This is a genomic window from Lachnoanaerobaculum sp. ICM7 (genome assembly GCF_000287675.1).
Lineage (GTDB): Bacteria > Bacillota > Clostridia > Lachnospirales > Lachnospiraceae > Lachnoanaerobaculum.
Map to the genome: position 1 here is coordinate 25,247 of NZ_ALJL01000005.1, position 20,270 is coordinate 45,516.

At 35.9% G+C, this 20,270-nt stretch carries 18 protein-coding genes and 1 other annotated feature; all 18 genes read right to left on the bottom strand.

From position 1 onward, the window contains the following. Nucleotides 1-33: 33 nt before the first annotated feature. Nucleotides 34-2,112, bottom strand: a complete 2,079-nt coding sequence (gene topA, locus HMPREF1140_RS00970; protein ID WP_035619653.1) for a type I DNA topoisomerase — start codon at nt 2,110-2,112, stop codon at nt 34-36. 12 nt (nt 2,113-2,124) lie between these two features. Further along, nucleotides 2,125-3,240 carry a DNA-processing protein DprA gene (dprA, locus tag HMPREF1140_RS00975; RefSeq protein ID WP_009662064.1) on the bottom strand — a complete coding sequence of 372 codons (1,116 nt, stop codon included), beginning with the start codon at nt 3,238-3,240 and terminating at the stop codon, nt 2,125-2,127. Nucleotides 3,241-3,249: 9 nt separating this feature from the next. Next, the gene (locus tag HMPREF1140_RS00980; RefSeq protein ID WP_009662075.1) at nt 3,250-4,764 is read right to left on the bottom strand and encodes a YifB family Mg chelatase-like AAA ATPase; all 1,515 of its coding nucleotides are present in this window, start codon (nt 4,762-4,764) and stop codon (nt 3,250-3,252) included. 54 nt (nt 4,765-4,818) lie between these two features. Next, complete coding sequence (gene galE / locus HMPREF1140_RS00985) at nt 4,819-5,886, bottom strand: UDP-glucose 4-epimerase GalE (protein WP_009662042.1); 1,068 nt, start codon at nt 5,884-5,886, stop codon at nt 4,819-4,821. Between the two features lie 110 nt (nt 5,887-5,996). Then, the gene (locus HMPREF1140_RS00990) at nt 5,997-7,175 is read right to left on the bottom strand and encodes a phosphoribosylaminoimidazolecarboxamide formyltransferase (RefSeq protein WP_009662085.1); all 1,179 of its coding nucleotides are present in this window, start codon (nt 7,173-7,175) and stop codon (nt 5,997-5,999) included. Further along, nucleotides 7,175-7,876 carry an IMP cyclohydrolase gene (locus HMPREF1140_RS00995; RefSeq protein ID WP_009662050.1) on the bottom strand — a complete coding sequence of 234 codons (702 nt, stop codon included), beginning with the start codon at nt 7,874-7,876 and terminating at the stop codon, nt 7,175-7,177. The genes HMPREF1140_RS00990 and HMPREF1140_RS00995 overlap by 1 nt, the downstream gene beginning before the upstream one ends. A gap of 8 nt (nt 7,877-7,884) precedes the next feature. After that, entirely contained in the window at nt 7,885-9,246 is a 1,362-nt protein-coding gene (locus HMPREF1140_RS01000) for an ABC transporter permease (RefSeq protein ID WP_009662073.1), read from the bottom strand. Then, nucleotides 9,247-10,989, bottom strand: a complete 1,743-nt coding sequence (locus tag HMPREF1140_RS01005) for a COG1361 S-layer family protein (RefSeq protein ID WP_009662108.1) — start codon at nt 10,987-10,989, stop codon at nt 9,247-9,249. 5 nt (nt 10,990-10,994) lie between these two features. Continuing rightward, the gene (locus HMPREF1140_RS01010) at nt 10,995-11,669 is read right to left on the bottom strand and encodes an ABC transporter ATP-binding protein (protein ID WP_009662066.1); all 675 of its coding nucleotides are present in this window, start codon (nt 11,667-11,669) and stop codon (nt 10,995-10,997) included. 157 nt (nt 11,670-11,826) lie between these two features. Next, on the bottom strand, nt 11,827-14,316 hold the full coding sequence (locus HMPREF1140_RS01015) for an ATP-dependent Clp protease ATP-binding subunit (protein ID WP_009662099.1): 2,490 nt from the start codon (nt 14,314-14,316) through the stop codon (nt 11,827-11,829). Between the two features lie 12 nt (nt 14,317-14,328). After that, nucleotides 14,329-15,360, bottom strand: a complete 1,032-nt coding sequence (locus tag HMPREF1140_RS01020; RefSeq protein ID WP_009662059.1) for an ATP--guanido phosphotransferase — start codon at nt 15,358-15,360, stop codon at nt 14,329-14,331. Next, nucleotides 15,350-15,919 (bottom strand): UvrB/UvrC motif-containing protein, encoded by a 570-nt coding sequence (locus HMPREF1140_RS01025; protein WP_009662053.1) that lies wholly within the window; start codon nt 15,917-15,919, stop codon nt 15,350-15,352. The genes HMPREF1140_RS01020 and HMPREF1140_RS01025 overlap by 11 nt, the downstream gene beginning before the upstream one ends. An 8-nt stretch (nt 15,920-15,927) precedes the next feature. Further along, nucleotides 15,928-16,317, bottom strand: coding sequence for a GntR family transcriptional regulator (locus HMPREF1140_RS01030; protein ID WP_009662088.1), 390 nt, complete (start codon nt 16,315-16,317; stop codon nt 15,928-15,930). Nucleotides 16,318-16,782: 465 nt separating this feature from the next. Beyond that, on the bottom strand, nt 16,783-17,214 hold the full coding sequence (locus HMPREF1140_RS01035; protein WP_009662077.1) for an HIT family protein: 432 nt from the start codon (nt 17,212-17,214) through the stop codon (nt 16,783-16,785). A gap of 22 nt (nt 17,215-17,236) precedes the next feature. After that, entirely contained in the window at nt 17,237-18,535 is a 1,299-nt protein-coding gene (locus HMPREF1140_RS01040; RefSeq protein WP_009662086.1) for a dihydroorotase, read from the bottom strand. A gap of 136 nt (nt 18,536-18,671) precedes the next feature. Beyond that, nucleotides 18,672-19,046 carry a 50S ribosomal protein L7/L12 gene (rplL, locus tag HMPREF1140_RS01045; protein ID WP_009218717.1) on the bottom strand — a complete coding sequence of 125 codons (375 nt, stop codon included), beginning with the start codon at nt 19,044-19,046 and terminating at the stop codon, nt 18,672-18,674. A 27-nt stretch (nt 19,047-19,073) separates the two neighbouring features. After that, complete coding sequence (gene rplJ / locus HMPREF1140_RS01050) at nt 19,074-19,562, bottom strand: 50S ribosomal protein L10 (RefSeq protein ID WP_007592058.1); 489 nt, start codon at nt 19,560-19,562, stop codon at nt 19,074-19,076. A 52-nt stretch (nt 19,563-19,614) separates the two neighbouring features. Further along, nucleotides 19,615-19,746 (bottom strand) — a sequence feature (ribosomal protein L10 leader region). A 102-nt stretch (nt 19,747-19,848) separates the two neighbouring features. Beyond that, complete coding sequence (locus HMPREF1140_RS01055) at nt 19,849-20,199, bottom strand: TraX family protein (RefSeq protein WP_035619662.1); 351 nt, start codon at nt 20,197-20,199, stop codon at nt 19,849-19,851. Between the last annotated feature and the right edge of the window lie 71 nt (nt 20,200-20,270).

Here is a 20,270-nt window from a genome sequence, read left to right on the forward strand (position 1 = left end):
GGCTTATTAAGTCGGTCGTTTAACTTTAAATATTTATTCTTCTTTAGGCTTATTCTCGGAATATCCGCATTCTTCATTCATGCAAAGAAGCTTATTTCCCTTCTCAACCATATATGAACCGCATTTTGGACAGGCTATAGAAGAAGGCTTATTCCATGACATAAAGTCACATTCGGGCGCATTGCTGCAACCATAATATATTCTGCCCTTCTTAGTCTTCTTTATTACAACCTCTCCGTCACATTTAGGACATTTAACCCCTATCTTTTCAAGATACGGCTTTGTGTTCTTACAATCAGGGAATCCCGGACATGCTAAAAACTTTCCATGTGGGCCGTATTTTATAACCATATTTCTTCCACAGTTTTCACATATTACATCTGTTACTTCATCTGCAAGCTTTACATTTTCAAGTTCCTTTGAAGCCTGCTCAACTGCCGACTCCAAATCCGGATAAAAGTTTGATACTACAGTTTTCCAGTTTACACTTCCGTCACCTACAGAATCCAGTAATTGCTCAAGATTTGCTGTAAATTCCTTATCTACTATACTCCCGAAATAATTAACCATCATGGAGTTTACTATCTGTCCGAGCTCGGTAACATAAAGATTTTTCTGCTCTTTTACAATGTAATGTCTTGCAAGAATTGTGGTAATAGTAGGTGCATATGTTGACGGACGTCCTATTCCCTGCTCTTCCAATGCCTTTACAAGACTTGCCTCCGTAAAATGTGCAGGTGGTTGTGTAAAATGTTGTACATCCAAAAGTTTTTCAAGTTTAAGCTCATCTCCTACCTTAAGCTTTCCTATAATAGCATCCGAACTAACCTTTTCTTCATCATCGTCAGTATAAACACTCATAAATCCTTCAAAAACTATTTTTGAGCCTGACATTGTAAAAATATAATCTCCTGCACTAAGTTTCACTGAAGTGGTCTTATACTTCGCATTTTCCATTCTGCTGGCAACAAATCTCTTCCATATAAGCTGATATAGCCTGAAAAGTTCTCTTGGCAATGATTCTTTAACCATTGCAGGAGTAAGATTTACATCTGTAGGTCTTATAGCCTCGTGTGCATCCTGAACATTATTGTTATTTGTTTTTGTGACAACATTTTTTGAAACATACTCAGGTCCGTAGCTCTTACCTACAAAATCTCTTGCCGCGGCATCAGCCTCGGCAGCTATTCTTGTTGAGTCTGTACGCAAATATGTAATAAGAGCAATTGTACCCTTACCCTTTACCTCCACACCTTCATATAATTGCTGTGCAAGTCTCATTGTCTTTTGAGTTGAATAATTTAACTTTTTGCTGGCTTCCTGTTGCAAGGTAGATGTTGTAAAAGGAATTGGAGCTTTCTTTACTCTTTCACCTTCATTTATCTCTGAAACTATATATGAAGCACCTTTTAAAGCCTTTAATATTTTATCCATCTCTGCTTTATTGTTTATGGCAAGCTTACTCTTTTTACCATAAAACTTGGCATTTACAGTCTTTTTTGAGTGCTCGGTCAAAAGCTCAGCTTCAAGTGTCCAATACTCTTCCGGAATAAACTCATCTATCTGTGCCTCTCTGTCACATATCATTCGAAGAGCTACAGACTGTACTCTACCTGCAGACAATCCTCTTTTTACCTTTGCCCAAAGTAAAGGGCTGATAGAGTAACCCACCATTCTATCCAGTACTCTTCTGGCCTGCTGAGCATCCACAAGATTCATATCCAGATTTCTTGGATGCTTGATAGCCTCTTTTATAGCATTTTTTGTAATCTCATTAAAACTGATTCTATACACCTTCTTCTCACTGTCTTCAAGCTTTAAAGCCTTTGACAGATGCCAACTGATTGCCTCACCTTCACGGTCAGGGTCGGTTGCGAGATATATTTTATCAGCTTTTTTAACATCTTTTTTCAGTTTAGCAAGTAACTCGCCCTTGCCTCTTATGGTAATATATTTCGGTTCAAAGTCATTTTCGACATCAATACCCATTGTGGATTTCGGCAAATCTCTCACATGTCCGTTTGACGCCGTAACTTCATACCCCGAACCCAAATATTTTTTAATAGTCTTTACCTTTGCAGGCGACTCCACTATCACTAAACTTCCAGCCATCTTAACCCCTTACTAACTTAATCTCTTACAATAATAATTTGATGATACTTGTACGATAAAACCTTCCAATTCAAGTAATAAAAGTGAGCTAAGCACTTGAGAGATGTCTAAAGCGCTTTCTTTAATTATGTCATCTATATATTTCGGTTTTAAATCAAGGCAACTATAAACCTTTTTATCATTCTTTGCAAGTATATTAGCGTTTTTTTCATCATATACTTGAATTTTTTTATCAACATTAAGATCAAGTGCTTCCAAAATATCCGTAGGTGAGGTTATAATACCTGCACCGTCAGATATCAATTTATTACATCCAAGACTCATACAATCTGTTATTCTACCGGGAAGTGCAAACACTTCTCTGCCCTGTTCTATGGCATGTGTAGCTGTTATAAGTGAACCTGACTTTAATCTCGCTTCAATTACTACAGTAATATCCGCCAGACCTGAAATAATACGATTTCTAATAGGAAAATTAAACTTTAAAGGATTTGTACCCAAAGGAAATTCAGATATAACACCCCCAAAGCCTTCATTACATAACTTATTGTATAGAGTAAAATTGCTATCAGGATAACATACATTTACTCCTGTGCCAAGTACTGCATAAGTTTTTCCTTTAGAAATAACAGCACCTTCATGTGCCATGCTGTCAACGCCAAGTGCCATACCGCTTATTATATCCACATCATTTGCCGCAAGTTCCTGTGCAATGAACTTTGCCATTCCAAGTCCATATTCACTTGCACCTCTACTGCCCACTATTGCCACACTCTTTCTCTGTCTTGGAATATCACCTTTTACAAATATGCCGAAAGGATAATCTCTCAAGTCCAAAAGCTTTTTTGGATATTCATCTTCAAATGGAAGAATAAATTTTATTTTTCTTTCATCCAAAGACAGATATTTTTCATGTAGTTCATTTAGTTTGATTTTTAATCCTAAAACAGCCTTAATTTGCTTTTCTCTTAGTTTTACTTTCATTTTTAAATTTTCAAAGTTCATTTCAAAAATACTGTACAAAGGCTTTATATTCTCATATATAGCACGCTTTGAAGCATAACCAAGCTCCGCTAAACTTGACAGAAAAAACATTGCTTCTCTATCTGAGATATTATTTATCTGCATATATCCTCCTTACCAATATTTATCTTCTAAAGAGCGATATGATATAGCCTCACATATATCATCATGCTCAATATTTTTATGTTCATTAAAGTCGGCAACTGTCCTTGCAACTTTTAATATTTTATGAAGTCCTCTTACGCTCATTTTCTTCATCTCATATAAATCAGATAGGAAAACATCATCATTCTTTTTTAAATTGCAAAATTTATTTATAAGACCTGCCGGAATTTCAGAGTTATAAGAAAACCCATAATCTTTATATCGGTTCAGCTGTATCTGCCTTACTTTTTCTATGTAGCTTTTTATTTCCTCACTGCTGATATTTTTAAAATCACCCTTAAGTTCCTCATACTTTATCAAAGAAGTTTCAACTGTAATATCTATTCTGTCAAGTAAAGGTTTTGATATTCGTGACAGATATTTCTTTACTTGTGCCTCATTACAACTGCATTTGCTTCTGTCAGGATAGTATCCGCATTTACAAGGATTTGTAGCGGCCACCAGCATAAAATCGGCAGGATACTCAATACTTGCATTTACTCTTGCAATACTGACTGTTTTATTTTCCATAGGCTGCCTGAGTACTTCTATGGTATTTGTCTTAAACTCAGCCAACTCATCTAGAAACAGCACTCCCTTATGTGCCAGAGAAATCTCACCAGGCTTAGGTATCCTTCCACCTCCTGAAAGTGCCTGTGGAGAAACACTGTGATGTGGATCCCTATATGGTCTTATCTTTAATACAGGCTCTTTTGAATTAAGCAGTCCGCATACGCTGTATATCTTTGAAACTTCCAAAGCCTCTTCATCACTCATATTAGGCATTATTCCCGGAATTCTTTTTGCAATCATACTTTTACCTGTACCTGCAGGTCCTATAAATAATATGTTATGCCTTCCTGCAACAGCAATCTGTACAGCCCTTTTTAGTAATATCTGTCCGTTTACATCTGAAAAGTCACTGTATTCTTTTCTATCAGGAATTTGTGTTTGAATATTTTCTGAATAAGTTTTTTCACCGTTTAGAATTTCAATAAGATCTTTTAGATTTTTTATTCCGAAATTTTTAATGCCTGTAACTATATTTGCCTCTGCCAGATTATCATATGGAAGAAAAACATTTTCAAAGTCGTTTTCTTTTGCAAAAATCACAATCGGTAGTATACCTCTTATAGGAAGTAATTCACCGCTTAGTGAAAGCTCTCCCACAAAGAGTGATTTGTTTAATATATTTGATTTTATTGTTCCAAGTGCCTCAAGTATTGATATGGCAATAGGTAAATCATAGCCACAACCTTCTTTTTTAATTTCTGCGGGGGAAAGATTAATAACGATTTTTCTGGGATAAAAAGAATATTTAGAATTTTTTATTGCGGTCTTTACTCTGTCTGCCGCCTCTTTGACTTCACCGGATAGAGAACCTATAAGAATTATTCCCGGTAGACCGTCACCAATATCGGTTTCACAACAGACATGAAATGCATTGATACCTAAAAGACCTGCTGTATGTATTTTACTAAGCATAATCTCCTTTATAAACCGCCTTACGGAAAACTCCGTAAGGCAGATAATTTATATTTATTTTTTAACAACTGAACCGTCTTTTCTAACTACTATATCAGAGCTCTCCTCTTCAAACCCGTTCGGATTTGCTTTTTGCCATCTGAAAGAGTCTCTGCACATATCTTCAATATTTTTCTCAGCCTTCCAGCCAAGTTCTTTAAACGCAAGTGAAGGATCTGCATAACATGCAGGTACATCACCTGCTCTTCTGTCTTTGAATACATAATTGATCTTTAAATCATTTACTTTTTCAAATGCATTTATTACATCAAGTACACTGTATCCGATACCTGTTCCAAGATTGTAAATATCCACCTTTCCGGGATCTCTCATCATCTTTTCAAGAGCCTTCACATGTCCCTTTGCAAGGTCAACAACATGGATATAGTCTCTTACACATGTACCGTCTTTAGTATCGTAGTCGTTTCCGAATACTCCAAGGCATACAAGTTTACCTACAGCAACCTGCGTAATATAAGGTAAGAGATTGTTTGGAATTCCCTTTGGATTTTCACCGATTCTACCTGACTCATGTGCTCCTATCGGATTGAAATATCTTAAAAGCATAACTGAGAATTTGTCATTTGCAGTATGAAGATCTGTCAAGATCTGCTCAAGCATTCCCTTTGTTCTTCCATATGGATTTGTTATAACACCAAGAGGTGCATCCTCTGTAATAGGAACTACTTTAGGATCTCCGTATACTGTTGCACTGGATGAAAATACTATCTTTTCCACTCCGAACTCTCTCATTACTTCACATAAAATAAGAGTTCCGGTAATATTATTGTGATAATATTCAAGCGGCTTATATACAGACTCTCCAACCGCCTTTAATCCTGCAAAATGTATAACTGCATCTATATTATTTTCTTTAAATACATTTGTAAGAGCCTTTCGGTTCAACAAATCAACCTCATAGAAACGTAAAGACTTTCCTGTAATCTCTTCCACTCTCTTAAGTGATTCCTTTGAAGAATTTACCAAATTGTCTACTACAACCACTTCATAACCTGCATTCAACAATTCAACACAAGTATGACTTCCGATATAACCGGCACCACCGGTAACTAATATTGCCATAATCCCTCCATAATATCCGGAATATCAATAAAAACTGTTATAAACCTATTGATTATTTAAATTTTATAATAAAATATATATTAAATCAACAAATTTTTTCAATAATATGCTTAATGATGGAAAAGCCTAACGCCTGTGAATGCCATTGTTATTTTGTATTTATTACAACATTCTATAACTGCATCATCTCTTAAAGAGCCTCCCGGTTGTGCAATAAATTCCACTCCGCTTCTTTGTACTCTTTCAATATTATCACTGAACGGGAAGAATGCATCTGAACCAAGGCTTACACCATTTAGATTCTTTAGCCAATCTTTTTTTTCTTCCCTTGTAAATTCCTTCGGTTTTTGTGTAAAGATATGCTCCCACATACCGTCTGTTAAAAGTTCCTCTACACTGTTATCGCCTATATAAACATCAATAGCATTGTCCCTGTCCGCTCTTTTTATTCCTTCTTTAAAAGGAAGATTAAGCACACATTCAGCCTGCCTTAAAAACCAGTTATCCGCCTTATTTCCTGCAAGTCTTGTACAATGTATTCTTGACTGCTGCCCCGCTCCTATACCTATTGCCTGTCCGTCTTTTACATAGCAAACAGAATTTGACTGAGTATACTTTAAAATTATTAAAGATATAAGCAGATCAAGTTTTGCACTCTCAGGCAAATCTTTGTTTTCAGTCACAATATTTTCAAGCAGGCTCATATTTATATCCAAATCATTATGTCCCTGTTCAAATGTAATACCGAAGACCTGCTTCTTTTCCGATTTCTCCGGAATATAGTTTTCATCTATTTGAATAACATTATATTTTCCGTTCTTCTTAGACTGAAGTATTTCAAGTGCTTCATCGCTGTATCCGGGCGCTATAACACCGTCAGATACTTCTCTCTTTATAAGTATAGCGGTTTCTTTATCGCAAATATCACTGAGAGCGATAAAATCACCGAATGATGACATTCTGTCCGCCCCTCTGGCTCTTGCATATGCACAGGCCAGAGGTGAAAGTTTTTCATCCTCCACCCAATATATCTTCTTTAAAACATCATTAAGCATAAGTCCTATTCCCGCACCTGCAGGTGATACATGTTTAAAGCTTGTTGCGGAAGGTAAAGAGCTTATCTTTTTTAACTCTGAAACAAGTTGCCACCCGTTTAAAGCATCCAATAGATTTATATAACCCGGATTTCCGCTAAGTACCTTTATGGGAAGTTCATCACCGTTTTCCATAAAAATTTTTGCAGGTTTTTGATTAGGGTTACAACCATACTTTAAAATCAACTCTTTCATTACATACCCTCCAGCTTATTCTTTATAACCTGTATATATTCACCGGTTTCCAAATTTATATACCTGACTGCCAAAGATATTTTATTTTCTGAATCAAGAGAGTTCCAAAGTTTTTCACTGAATTCATCTATATCTCCGCTTATCTGTATTTTTTTCGGTTCACCTTCAAAACTTTTTAGAGGATCCGAATTTTCTTTGTAGGTATGAATCAAAAATCCCTCACCCGGTTTCGGATTATCATAATTATAGAAAAATCTTAAAGTCTGATTTTCATCACCTTCATCACTTTTTAATATAGAAAATTTAAGTTTAAGTCTGTCTTTCAGTTCAATAAGTCCTGATATTCTTGGTGTAAAATTCGGTGCATCAGGTTCAAAAGTTCTTGTATACAGTGCATCTTCAAAGCTTTTACCGGTCTTTAGATATTCATAAATCGTGTCCGTTTGATCACCGTTTGTTACTATTACATTATTTCCAAATACTTTTACAGGAGAATAGATAATTAAAGACGGATCGTTCAGCAGACTTTCATCAAAAGCCTTTGTCCTTATATCATCGCCATACACATCAAATATTCTGTTTCTTGAATTTACACTTCTCCCCATGATAAAGTAGGCGAAAACGACATTCTTACCGTCCTCAGACTTTCCAAGTATAATTCCTCTACCCGGATACTCTAATTTTGACAGATACTTAAACATAAAACCTCCTAATCGTTTCTAAGTGCAGTTAGCGGACTTAGCTTCATTGCTCTTAAAGAAGGGAAAAAACCTGCCAGCATGCCTATAATAACTGCAAAAATAATTGCAGATATTACAAGCCATGGCGGTATTCTTGATATATTTCCGTCTACTCCGGAAACAGCCACCGCCACGCCAAGAGCATTGATTACAATTGAAATAATAAAACTAAAAACAACTCCGGTCAAGCCTCCAATAAGTCCAATAGCGCCCGATTCTATAAGGAACATATCTCTTATTCGATTCATATCACAGCCTAAAACCTTCATAATTCCGATTTCTTTGGTTCTTTCATATATACTCATCATCATAGTATTTGCAATACCTATAGAAGCAACAAACAATGAAACTGCACCTATACCTCCAAGTACCATCTGAATCATATTTGTAGAGGCTTTACTTTGTTCAATCCACTCCATCTGTGACTCGGCCTGAAAACCCATATCTGTTATTTGCTTTTGAACTGTCAAAACATTTTTCATATCATCCACATATATCTTGGCAGAATCATACACCAGATACTTTAAAGGCTTACCTTTCTTTGTTGTAGGTTGATTTGGAATAGGTTTGTTTTTATAGACTTTCTTAAGCATTACTTTTAAAGCATCTATATTACAATATATTCCGAAGCTGAAATTATTGTAACTGTCATAATCATCCATTAAAGCACCTCCCTTTACCACACCTGCAGTATCTATAATATACTTCTTTGGCGGTTTCGGTGCATTCTCTCCTCCGGCATTTGCCTTATCATAGCCTTCAGTATCAAAAATAACAAACATGGGCTTGTTGTAGTCCACATTTGGAAGTTTGTTAGTCTCATAAAATGATTCATTAGGCTTTTTAGGATTCTGAAAATCTTTAATAACAAAATTTCCATATACAAATTCAAGATTTTTCTTATCTGTAGGAATATGACCGCTCTCAAGTTTTATTTCAGCCATATATTCTTCATTAACTCCGTTTATTTGAGTGTTTTGCATATAAGGTCCCTGCATTATAATTACATAAGTTGACAACACCGGAGATACTCCTTCAACATGCTCTATTTTCGAAAATGTTTCAATAGTATCATCCTTTATACGCAAAGGTTCCGTCTTTTTATTTGATGAATCATCTTGTCTGTTGTATGGAACAGTAACATCTATAGCCTTTAGTGATCCCGACTGTGCTATGCTCTCTTTATTTAATTCATCAAGCCCGATACCAAGTGACAGCATTGTTACAACGGAAGCCGTACCTATAAGTACACCCAGTACTGTAAGTACAGTTCTAAGCTTTCTTCTTTTCAGGTTTGAAATACTTAATTTAAGTAAATCAAGCAGTTTCATTTACATCTGCTCCTTTTTTGATTTTCTTTTCTTCAATATCAAAGCACCTGCTATAATAACAGACGATAAACCTCCTCCAATTATAACAGGTAAAGGATTAAATCCCCTGTTCTCTTCTTCAGGTATTTGCTGATCTGTTATATCAAAATCGGTTTCCGCCTCTTCGTTTACATTTAAGATAAAATCTCTTGTTTCCTCTGTAATATTTCCGTTTTCATCTTCATAGCTTATAGTAAGGTTTATCTTACCGTCATCTGCAGTTACGGCTTTGCCTGTCAAATTTACATCCACATTTCCGCTCTCACCTGGCTTTACATTTCCTATATAGGCTTCATTCTCCTTTATTGAATCCGCCTTAAACTTTGCCATAAGATTATAAAGAACTACCTTTCCGGTATTATTTATCTGAAATGTAATATTTGCATCATCACCAACGCTTATACTGTCAGGGTTGATTTCAAAGCTTCCGATATTCATCCTTGCCACCTGTCTTACAGGTATATCTACACTTACCTTATCTGTTGCATTTTTATACTCAGGTGAATCATACTGCTCATTTATTGTAATTGAATATGACCTTTGATCCACGCCCGCCCTTGCACTCATCTTAAGTCTGAGCTCTGTAGTTTGATTTGCAGGCAGAGAATTCACGGCATGAGAGCTTGATCCCTGCTCCATACTGAATACCGCGCTGTCATTTGCCTTCTCCGATTCCAAAGTAAATAAAATATTGCTGGCGGCTACACTCGCAGAAGCATTCTTCATTACAATAATCAAATCAAAAGTTTCTCCGGCATATACATCCTTCGGCTCTGTTCTGTAACTGTCTACTACTATTCTTGCCTTTGTTCTGTCATTCGGATTAAACTCTCCCGGTGAAGTGGTTGTTTCATCTTTATCTTTATTTTGTATATGTACAAAAAATTGCTCTTCGGTCTTTTTTATTTCACCTTCTGTAGAGTCACGATATGTAATTTCAAGTTTTATCGGATAATAACCTGTATAGGTGTTTTTTTGTATTGCAAAACTGTAATCCAGGCTTGTAACACCGCCGCTCTCAATCTTATCAAAATGTCTGTCATAGTTGGCATCATTTATTTCAAAAGGAAAAACCGTATTGTCCTTATCCATTATCATATGAGCCGTAACATCAAAGGCTGTAAGCTTACCCGTATTTGCAAGATTTAGACCGAAGTTTAATACATCAGGATATTTACCTCGGGGTGTTGACTGTCCTTCACCCAAAGTAAACTCCACATCCTTTACAGCTTCAGATTCACTGCTGTCGGTTGTAGCGGATTTTTGAATATAAACATTTATATATTCCTGTATACCTCTTCCACCTTCTTTGTCATCAGCCAGATAAACCGGAATACCGTAGTAACCTTCAGGAATATCTCTTCTTACTCTTGCTGAAATAGTAATACTTTTTTTCTTACCCTTACTTATCTTTCCTACATGCTTTCTGTCCGTAGTCTCGGATGTAAGTTCAAAGGGAAATTCAATATTTTCATCTTCTTCATCATCATAGGCTATGCCTGCCCACGCATCTGCATAGTCTGAGCCTGTTTCAACATAGAATGTTACACTCATCATTTTACCTGTTTTTCCGACAGGTATCTTATCCTGATGAAATACATTATTGCTTTCTATATTTCTTAACTTTGCAAATGATTCTACCTGCGGGATAATGACCATTAAAAGAATCATCAAAATCCCCAAAATTTTCTTTACACCGTTCATCTTAACTAAACCGCCTTTCCATCTACAATCCTGATTTGTCTGTCCGCAACCTTAGCAATATCATTATCATGTGTAACCATAATAAGAGTTTGATTTTCCTCTTTTACAATCTGTTTCATCAACTCAAGCACTTCAGCCGTGGTCTTTGTATCCAGATTTCCTGTAGGCTCATCTGCAAAAATTATTTTCGGCTGCATAGCGAGTGCTCTTGCTATGCCTACTCTTTGTTGCTGACCTCCACTCATGGCATTTCCGTTTTGATATATCTGTTTTTCAAGGCCTACCAAAGTCAGATATTTCTTTGCAATTTCAACCCTTTTCTTTGCGTCAACACCTCTGAATACAAGTGGTAATGCCACATTGTCAAGTGCATTCATAGTCGGTAACAGATTATATGATTGAAAAATAAAGCCTACATTGTTTCTTCTGAATGCCACCAGTTGATTTTCTTTAAGCTTTTCAAGGTGAGTTCCGCTAATTATTATTTCACCCTTAGTCGGTTTTTCCAACCCCGCAAGCATATTAAGAAGTGTGGATTTTCCTGAACCTGACGGACCTACTATCGCCACGAACTCTCCTTTGTTTATAGTAAAGTCCAAACCGTCCAAAGCATGTACTATGTTTTCACCTGCTTTATAGAACTTATAAAGCCCTTTTACTTCAATTATTATCTCATCCATTATGCTCACCTTTAATAAATACGATAATCTTCTATACACATTCTATCATAGCATATATTTTGTATATTTATCTTTTTATTTTTAAATTATTTATGTTTTTATTAAATATAAAAAAGCTGACTAATAAATGTTATACAAATATCAGTCAGCTTTAAAATTATTGGGTTACAAGTTCTTTTACTTTAGTTTTTTTAACAATAGGTTTAAATACAAGTTCTCTGTCCTTGTCCTCACCCTTGCAATCTACCTTAAGAGAGTCTCCCTGCTTTACATTTCCAAGAAGTATCTGCTCAGCCATCTTATCCTCTATCTCATTTTGCAAAGCTCGCTTTAACGGTCTTGCACCGTATTTTTTGTCATATCCCTTATCAATCAGGAATTCCTTGGCCTTTTCGGTAAGTTTCAGATTCATCTGCATCTGTTCAGAGAGTCTGTTATTGATCTCCTTAAGCAGAATATCTAAAATCTCCTTTAAGTTATCACGTGTAAGCTGATGGAATACAATTGTTTCATCAATTCTGTTTAAAAACTCAGGTTTAAACATCTGCTTTACTTCATCCATAACATTGTTCTTCATTGCTGAATAGTCTTTTTCATCATCAGTATTTGAAGCAAAACCAAGATGTTTCGGCTCTACTATTCTCTGTGCTCCGGCATTTGAAGTAAGAATAATAACCGTATTCTTAAAGTCAACTGTTCTCCCGCTTGAGTCTGTAATATGTCCGTCATCAAGTACCTGTAAAAGTATATTAAATACATCCGGATGAGCCTTTTCAATCTCATCAAAGAGTATTACAGAATAAGGGTTTCTTCTCACCTTCTCGGAGAGCTGTCCTCCCTCATCGTATCCTACATATCCCGGAGGTGATCCTACCATCTTTGAAACCGAATGCTTTTCCATGTACTCACTCATATCTACACGAATAAGTGCACTTTCAGACCCGAACATGCTGTATGCAAGTGCTTTTGAAAGTTCAGTCTTACCGACACCTGTAGGTCCTAAGAACAAAAATGAACCTATAGGTCTTTTCGGATCTTTAAGACCTACTCTGCCTCTTCTTATGGCTCTTGCTACCGCATTAACCGCTTCTTCCTGTCCAACAACTCTCTCATGTAAAACCTTCTCAAGATTATTAAGTCTTTGAGAATCGTTTTCCGTGATTTTCTTTACAGGAATTTTTGTCCAGAGTGCCACTACATCCGCAATCTCATCCTCATCTACAACAAGCTTTTTATTTCTCTTGTCTTCAATCCATTTATCACGCAGTTTATTTTGCTTTTCTCTGAGTTTTTCCTGCTTTTCTTTTATCTCACCGGCTCTCTCAAACTCTTCGGCACTTACCGCATCCTCTTTCTCTTTTTCCATCTTTTCAATTTCGGCCTTTATTTCTTTAATCTTTTCAGGCTCCATATAATTGCTGATTCTTGTCTTGGATGCAGCCTCATCTACAAGATCTATTGCCTTATCCGGCAAAAATCTGTCTGAGATATATCGCTTTGACAGCTTTACGGCACTTTCAATTGCTCTGTCTGTAATGGATACCGCATGATGTTCTTCATACTTATGCTTAAGACCCAGAAGTATCTTGGTAGCATCTTCCAAAGAAGGCTCTTCAACTATTATAGGTTGGAATCTTCTCTCCAGTGCGGAGTCCTTTTCTATATGCTTTCTGTATTCATCTATAGTGGTTGCACCTATAAGCTGCAACTCACCTCTGGCAAGAAGCGGCTTTAAAATATTTGAAGCATCCACCGCTCCTTCGGCGCCTCCTGCACCGATAATAGTATGAAGCTCATCAAGGAAAAGTAATACATTTCCGGCACTTACAACTTCATTTATTACTTTCTTTATTCTTTCTTCAAATTCACCACGATATTTTGAACCTGCAATCATAGCAGGAAGATCAAGTGTCACAAGTCTTTTATCAAGCAATGTGTCAGGAACTTCCTTTGATATGATACGCGATGCCAGTCCTTCAACTACTGCAGTTTTACCGACTCCCGGCTCACCTATAAGCACAGGATTGTTCTTGGTTCGTCTTGATAAAATCTGCATAACTCTGTTTGTCTCATTATCTCTTCCGATAACCGGATCAAGTTTTCCTATTCTTGCAAATTCTGTAAGATCTCTGGAATATTTATCAAGTGTAGGGGTTGCAAGCGAATTTGACCTGTTGCTCGTCTTCTCATAGTTTTCTTTTCGCTCAGTCTCTTCCCCCATTGCAGATAAAATCTCCATATATAGTTTTTGAATATTAATATTCATTGTCAAAAGGAGCTTATGAGCGATACATGCACTGTCCTTTATTATTGCAATCAAAATATGTTCCGTACCGATAAGTGCAGATTTATACCTTGTCGCTTCTCTGTATGCATTTTGTAATACACCGATTGCAAGCGGTGAATAATTTTGTCTGCTTTCTATCGCCACATTGTAATTTGAAACTATAAGTTGATCTATTAAATTTAATATTTTTTCTTCCGTTATTCCGTTTTTCTCAAGTATCTTAGCTGCAACACCGCTTCCTTCTTGTACCAGACCAAGAAGGAGATGTTCGGTGCCGACATAATTTTGCGATAATTCTTTAGCAGCCATTTCGGCATACTTAATCGCCTCCTTTGCTTGAGATGTATATCTTTCAGCCATTAGTTTCCCTTTCTATAGTAATTCTCCTATATTGTCCCTTATATATTTTGCTCTTATTTCATCTATTTCATCTTCACTTAAAGGTCTACCTGCCATCTTCAAAAGATTTGATGACTGAGCACCTATCATCATTGAATATAATTTACTTTCATTGGCAAGCTCAATCAATCCGTCTGCACTGCCTTCCATAAGTGAACTTAAAAAGCTTAGTGCATCCTTTAAAGAAAGCTTTCTTGCATATTTTAAAACTCCGAATGATTTATATGCTTCATCCTGCTTCTCAAGTCTTTTTTCAATAATTAGTGATTCCCTAAGTTTCCTTTCATTTGCATTTAGTTGATTTGCCACCTTTATTACAGTGTCTAAAATTTCTTTTTCCGAAATTCCCAGAGTTTTAGGGTTACTTATTTCAAACAATGCACCATGATTTTCTCTACCTTCACCATGTAAGCCCTTTATAGCCACTCCAAATCTTCCTACACTTGAAATCAGTTTTGAAAAGCCTTTACTCTGTGTGGATGCAGGTAAATGCAGCACTATTGCAGCACGCATTCCTGTACCGATATTTGTCGGATAGGTTGTCAAATACCCGTACTTTTCATTAAAAGCATATTCAAAATGCTCATTTATATAATCATCGATTCTGTTTGCCTTTTCAAGCAGTTCGTATAAAGATATACCTACCGAAAGTGTTTGTAATCTTATATGATCATCTCCGTTTATTACAATACTTATATCTTCATTATCGTTTAATATAATACCTGTAGGCGTCTTTTTCTTTGCCAATGTCAAATTCAAAATTTTTCTGTCATACATTGACATTCTTTCTATTTCTGAAATTCTGTCAAGTATATCGGCATTCGTTTGCATCCCTAAATCTGTAGATATATTTGACAATTCTCCTATTGTTTTATCAATAAGTTTTTTTGCTTCCGTATCTGAGAGTTTACTCGGAAACAATGCATTGTCAAAGTTTCTTGCAAGTCTTATTCTACTACTTATATAATTATAATCTGTATTCAAAGATACATTATCATACCACATCTTCTTTGTCCTCTTTGATAGTCTTTATTTTGTCTCTAAGTATAGCAGCCTGTGCAAAATCCTCTTTTTTAATCGCATCTTCAAGTTTATGTTTCAAGTTTTCAATTTTTTTGTCCTCATTGTTGAAGATATTATCAATGCTGTCTGTAACTATTGATTTTGGAAGTATCTTATCATTTTTATGATAATTCTTAGGAGTTTTACCTACATGAGTATCATTTCCATGAATTTGCTTTATATTGTCATTTATCAAAAGATTAAAAACTTCAAAGCAGTCTTTACATCCGAACATTGAGTTTTTAATAAAATCATCATAGCTCGTATTACATGTCGGACATACAATCTGTCTATATTCACTGTTCTCTTCCTTTTCAAACACATCTCCCAGTATTCCTGAAAGCAACTTTGAAAAACTGAAGTCTTTATCAAACAAACTTGAATATTGATCTATCTCTCCGGCACATTTAGAACATAAATGATGTTCATTTTTTTGATCTCCATCTATTATTTCAGTGTAAAAGACATTTGCTTCCCTAATTTTACATTTTTCACATAACATCTTTGTTATTACATCTCCTCAAATTCTTGTACTTCAAACTCATTATAAAGTTCATCTATAAGTTCATGCGCTTCTCTCCTCGTAACACCGTTGCATATTCCCCTTGCCACAACTACTCCGAACTCTTTTCGCATATTATCAAGTACACGCAGTTTGTCGGCATCCACTTTTATGACTGCACCTTTTCTTCTGTCAAGCTGTACAAAGCCTTCTCTTTTTAATGTAGCATAAGCCTTGTTTACCGTATGCATATTGATACCTATTTCTTCGGCCAATTGTCTTACAGAAGGTAAAATATCTCCTTCGTGGTATTTGTTTGTTGCAATTCCAACTATTATCTGATTACAAAGTTGTACATATATAGCTTCTTCACTATGAAAATCTATTATTACATCCATACCCACACTCCAATATAATATAAAAATTTGTCTGATTTATGTTTTATGCATCCTATATTGATATTAAAATATAGGTTTGCTGTTTAAGTAAGTTATAAATGTTATAGTGATAGTATAACACAATGCTATATGAAAAACAATATTTTATAGTTTGAACAGATATACACTTTATCCGACACACTTCATACTAAAAGCTGAATATAACTTTCAGTTTATATTAAGTCCAGTTGAATTGCATAAAATTTCCATCATTATATTCTTATTTATGTTCTTATCGTTACCAAAGTTCATAATTTATTAACTTTTTTCCTATTGCATATATGCTCCGATTATGTTATTATACTCTTCGTAGTTGAGAGTTTTCTTGCGTTGACCTCTCACTACAAAATGTGCATTATGCACTCCTATATCACTCTAACAGGGAAACAGCAGCCGCGAGGCTGCTGTTTCTCGTTGCATCAATATTTATTTTTCTATGTTTAAATCTCTTCTGAAGATCTTAGCCATCTCCTCATAGTCGCTTTCTTTCAAATACTTCTTATCAGGATTCATAGTAAATGTGGAACCCCATTCATCTCCTCCCTTATATTTAGGGACTATATGCATATGTAAGTGACACCCTGTGTCTCCATACATTCCATAGTTTACTTTGCTTGGTGCAAAAACCTTGTGTACTACTTTTGCGATTTTATTTACATCTGCAAAGAACTGATTTCTTTCTTCATCGGAAATATCGACTATTTCACTTACATGGTCCTTATAAGCAAGTATTACTCTGCCCATCTTAGTCTGCTCTTTAAATATATATAAGTATCCGCTCTCCATCTGTCCTACAGGATATCCGAATTTTTCAAGTAAATCTCCCTGTACACAGTAAGCACAATTATTGTCTTTCATTTTCTCTCCTTAATTAATTTTTCTAATCAATATTCTCGTACACTACATTTCCTTCACAAATGGTATATACTATCTTCCCCTGTAATGTATCTCCAATCCATGGTGAGTTACTTGACTTGCTCTCGCTCTTATCGTATTTCCATTCTTTATTTACATCAAATACTACAATATCTGCAATTTCATCTTCTCGTAATACTCCCCTGTCCATATTGTAAAGTCTTGCAGGCTGATAGCTCATTTTGTTCATAAGCTCCATTAATGTAAGATGTCCCGGTTTAACCAGATGCATATATCCGAGAGAAAAACTTGTTTCCAGTCCTATTATTCCGCTTGGTGCATCTACAAAGTCCTTATTTTTTTCTTCAACACTGTGAGGAGCGTGATCTGTAGCAATGATGTCTATAGTACCATCCTTAAGTCCTGCGATTATTGCAAGTCTGTCTTCTTCTTCTCTTAATGGCGGATTCATTTTTGCAAGTGTACCGTATTTTATAACATCCTTATCGGTAAGTGTGAAATGATGAGGTGTAGCCTCGGCAAATACACGAAGTCCCGCCTTTTTTGCCTTTCTGACAAGCTCTACGCTTTCCTTTGCACTGATATGCTGTATACTTATAGTTGCACCGGTTTCTCTTGCAAGTCTGCAGTCTCTTTCAACCATTGAAATTTCAGCCTGTCTGTCTGAACCGAAAATATGTAACTCATTCGATGCCAACCCATGATTTATGCCGTTTTCTTTTATAAATTTCGGATCTTCTTCGTGGAATGAAAGTGGCATTTTGATATTTCGTGCAACCTTCATGGCTTCTCTTGCAAGATTCTCATCAAGTAAAGGTCTTCCGTCATCTGTAAAGCCAACCGCACCGGCCTCTCTAAGCTCCTTTAAATCTGCAAGCTCTTCACTCTTCATCCCCTTTGTAATGCAAGCACAGGTTTTTACATTTATAGGTGTGTTTCTACCCTTTTTAAGTACTTCAAATATCAGCTCAGGACTGTCAATTGGAGGTTTTGTATTTGCCATGGCAACTATTGTGGTAAAACCGCCCTTAGCAGCAGCTCTTGCTCCACTTGCTATATCTTCCTTATATTCAAAACCCGGCTCTCTTAAATGTACATGTACATCTACAAATCCGGGAGCCGCACAAAGTCCTGTACAATCATAAACTTTTAGTCTCTCGCCATTGGCTCTTGCCATAAGAGTTGCATCCAGGTATAAGTCTTTATCTATCTTTGTTATTCTTCCCTCTGAGATTAGTATATCTCTTATATCATCAGTCCTTGTACAAGGATCTAATAATCTTACATTTTTTAACATTATCATATAAATATATTCCTTTCTAAAATACTTATATCGGGCTATATTATATCATATAAAGGATTTTGATGGAAATATATATAAAATTTTGTACTAAAAAAGGTGACTGCTTTCGCAATCACCCGAAAAATTTTCAATTAAATTACTTAAGAGTAACCTGTGCTCCAACTTCTTCAAGCTGCTTCTTGATAGCCTCAGCCTCATCCTTAGAAACTTCTGCCTTAAGAACCTTAGGTGCTCCATCAACGAGATCCTTTGCTTCCTTAAGTCCAAGTCCTGTAACCTCACGAACAACCTTGATAACCTTAACCTTCTGGTCACCTGCTGCTGTAAGCTCTACGTCGAACTCTGTCTTCTCCTCAGCTGCTGCTGCACCTGCACCTGCTGCTGCTACTACAACACCTGCTGCTGCTGAAACGCCAAACTCTTCCTCACAAGCCTTTACAAGCTCATTTAATTCAAGAACTGATAATTCCTTAATTGCATCGATAAACTCTGCAGTTGTTAACTTTGCCATTTAATAATCCTCCATTATTTGTTTTATTTACGCTTCCTTGCTTTCAGCGATCTGATTAAGCACACGAGCGAAGTTTGTAATTGGTGACTGAATGCTTCCAAGGAGCTTTCCAATCAACTCGTCTCTTGATGGTATTGTAGCTATAAGCTTGATTCCATCCTGGTCATATGTTACACCGTCTACTACTCCTGCCTTTAACTCAAGCTTTGGAGCAGTCTTAGAGAAATTGTGTAAGATTCTAGCAGGTGCAGTTGCATCTTCCTTTGAAACTGCAATCGCTGTAGGTCCTTCAAGTGAGCTGTCAAGTGTCTCAAATGCAGTTCCCTTAGCTGCTAAACGAATCATTGTGTTCTTATAAACCTTATAAGTTACACCTGCTTCTCTAAGTTCCTTACGAAGCTTTGTATCCTGGTCAGCAGTAAGACCACGGTAGTCAACGACTACAGCTGCCTGTGCGCCATCTAAAAGCTCAGCAATTTCCTTAACTATAGGCTGTTTTAATTCGATTTTTGCCATTTCTAACCTCCTTTATAGTTTCAGTAAAACCCGTAAAAGCAATAAGTGTAAATCTATACATGAAAAAACTCTCTGACATGCAGACAGAGAGTGAGAATACATCAACGTACTTAGTCACTTCCTCGGTAGGTATTGCTTTAAGCCATACGGCACCTACTGTCTACGGTCGTTTTACCTTGCCTAGGATACCAAATAAAAAAACATTTGTCAAGCGACTTTTTACTTTTTATTAAAATATTTTATATCATTGCATCTGTTTTTCGGCTGTACTTTTATAAACAGTTTCCTAATGTAATAAGCTTGCTACTATATACAATATATAAATATGTACAGGATAGAATATATAAAAGAAATTTTTATCTCCTCTTCCCTTTTCTCCGTTATAAAAATATAGCGGAATAATTGCAAATACCATCATCCACTGTACTCCTGTACGATTGGTATAAAAAGCAAGAAAACTTAGAATTATCAATACTAAAAATTGTATTTTTCTGTTTGTTCTGAAAATATAAAAAATCAAACCGAGCAGAACCATAAAGATTCCGCCTTCTACTGTAAATAAATTTGGAATCATCAACATTACAATTGCAAACACCTGAGTAAGTACAGGTGATATTTCACCTTCACCTCCAAGCATTGTGCCTAAAAGTAATACCGGTATTGACAATATAACCGGTAAAATAATAATTCCGAGCCCTATAAAAAATG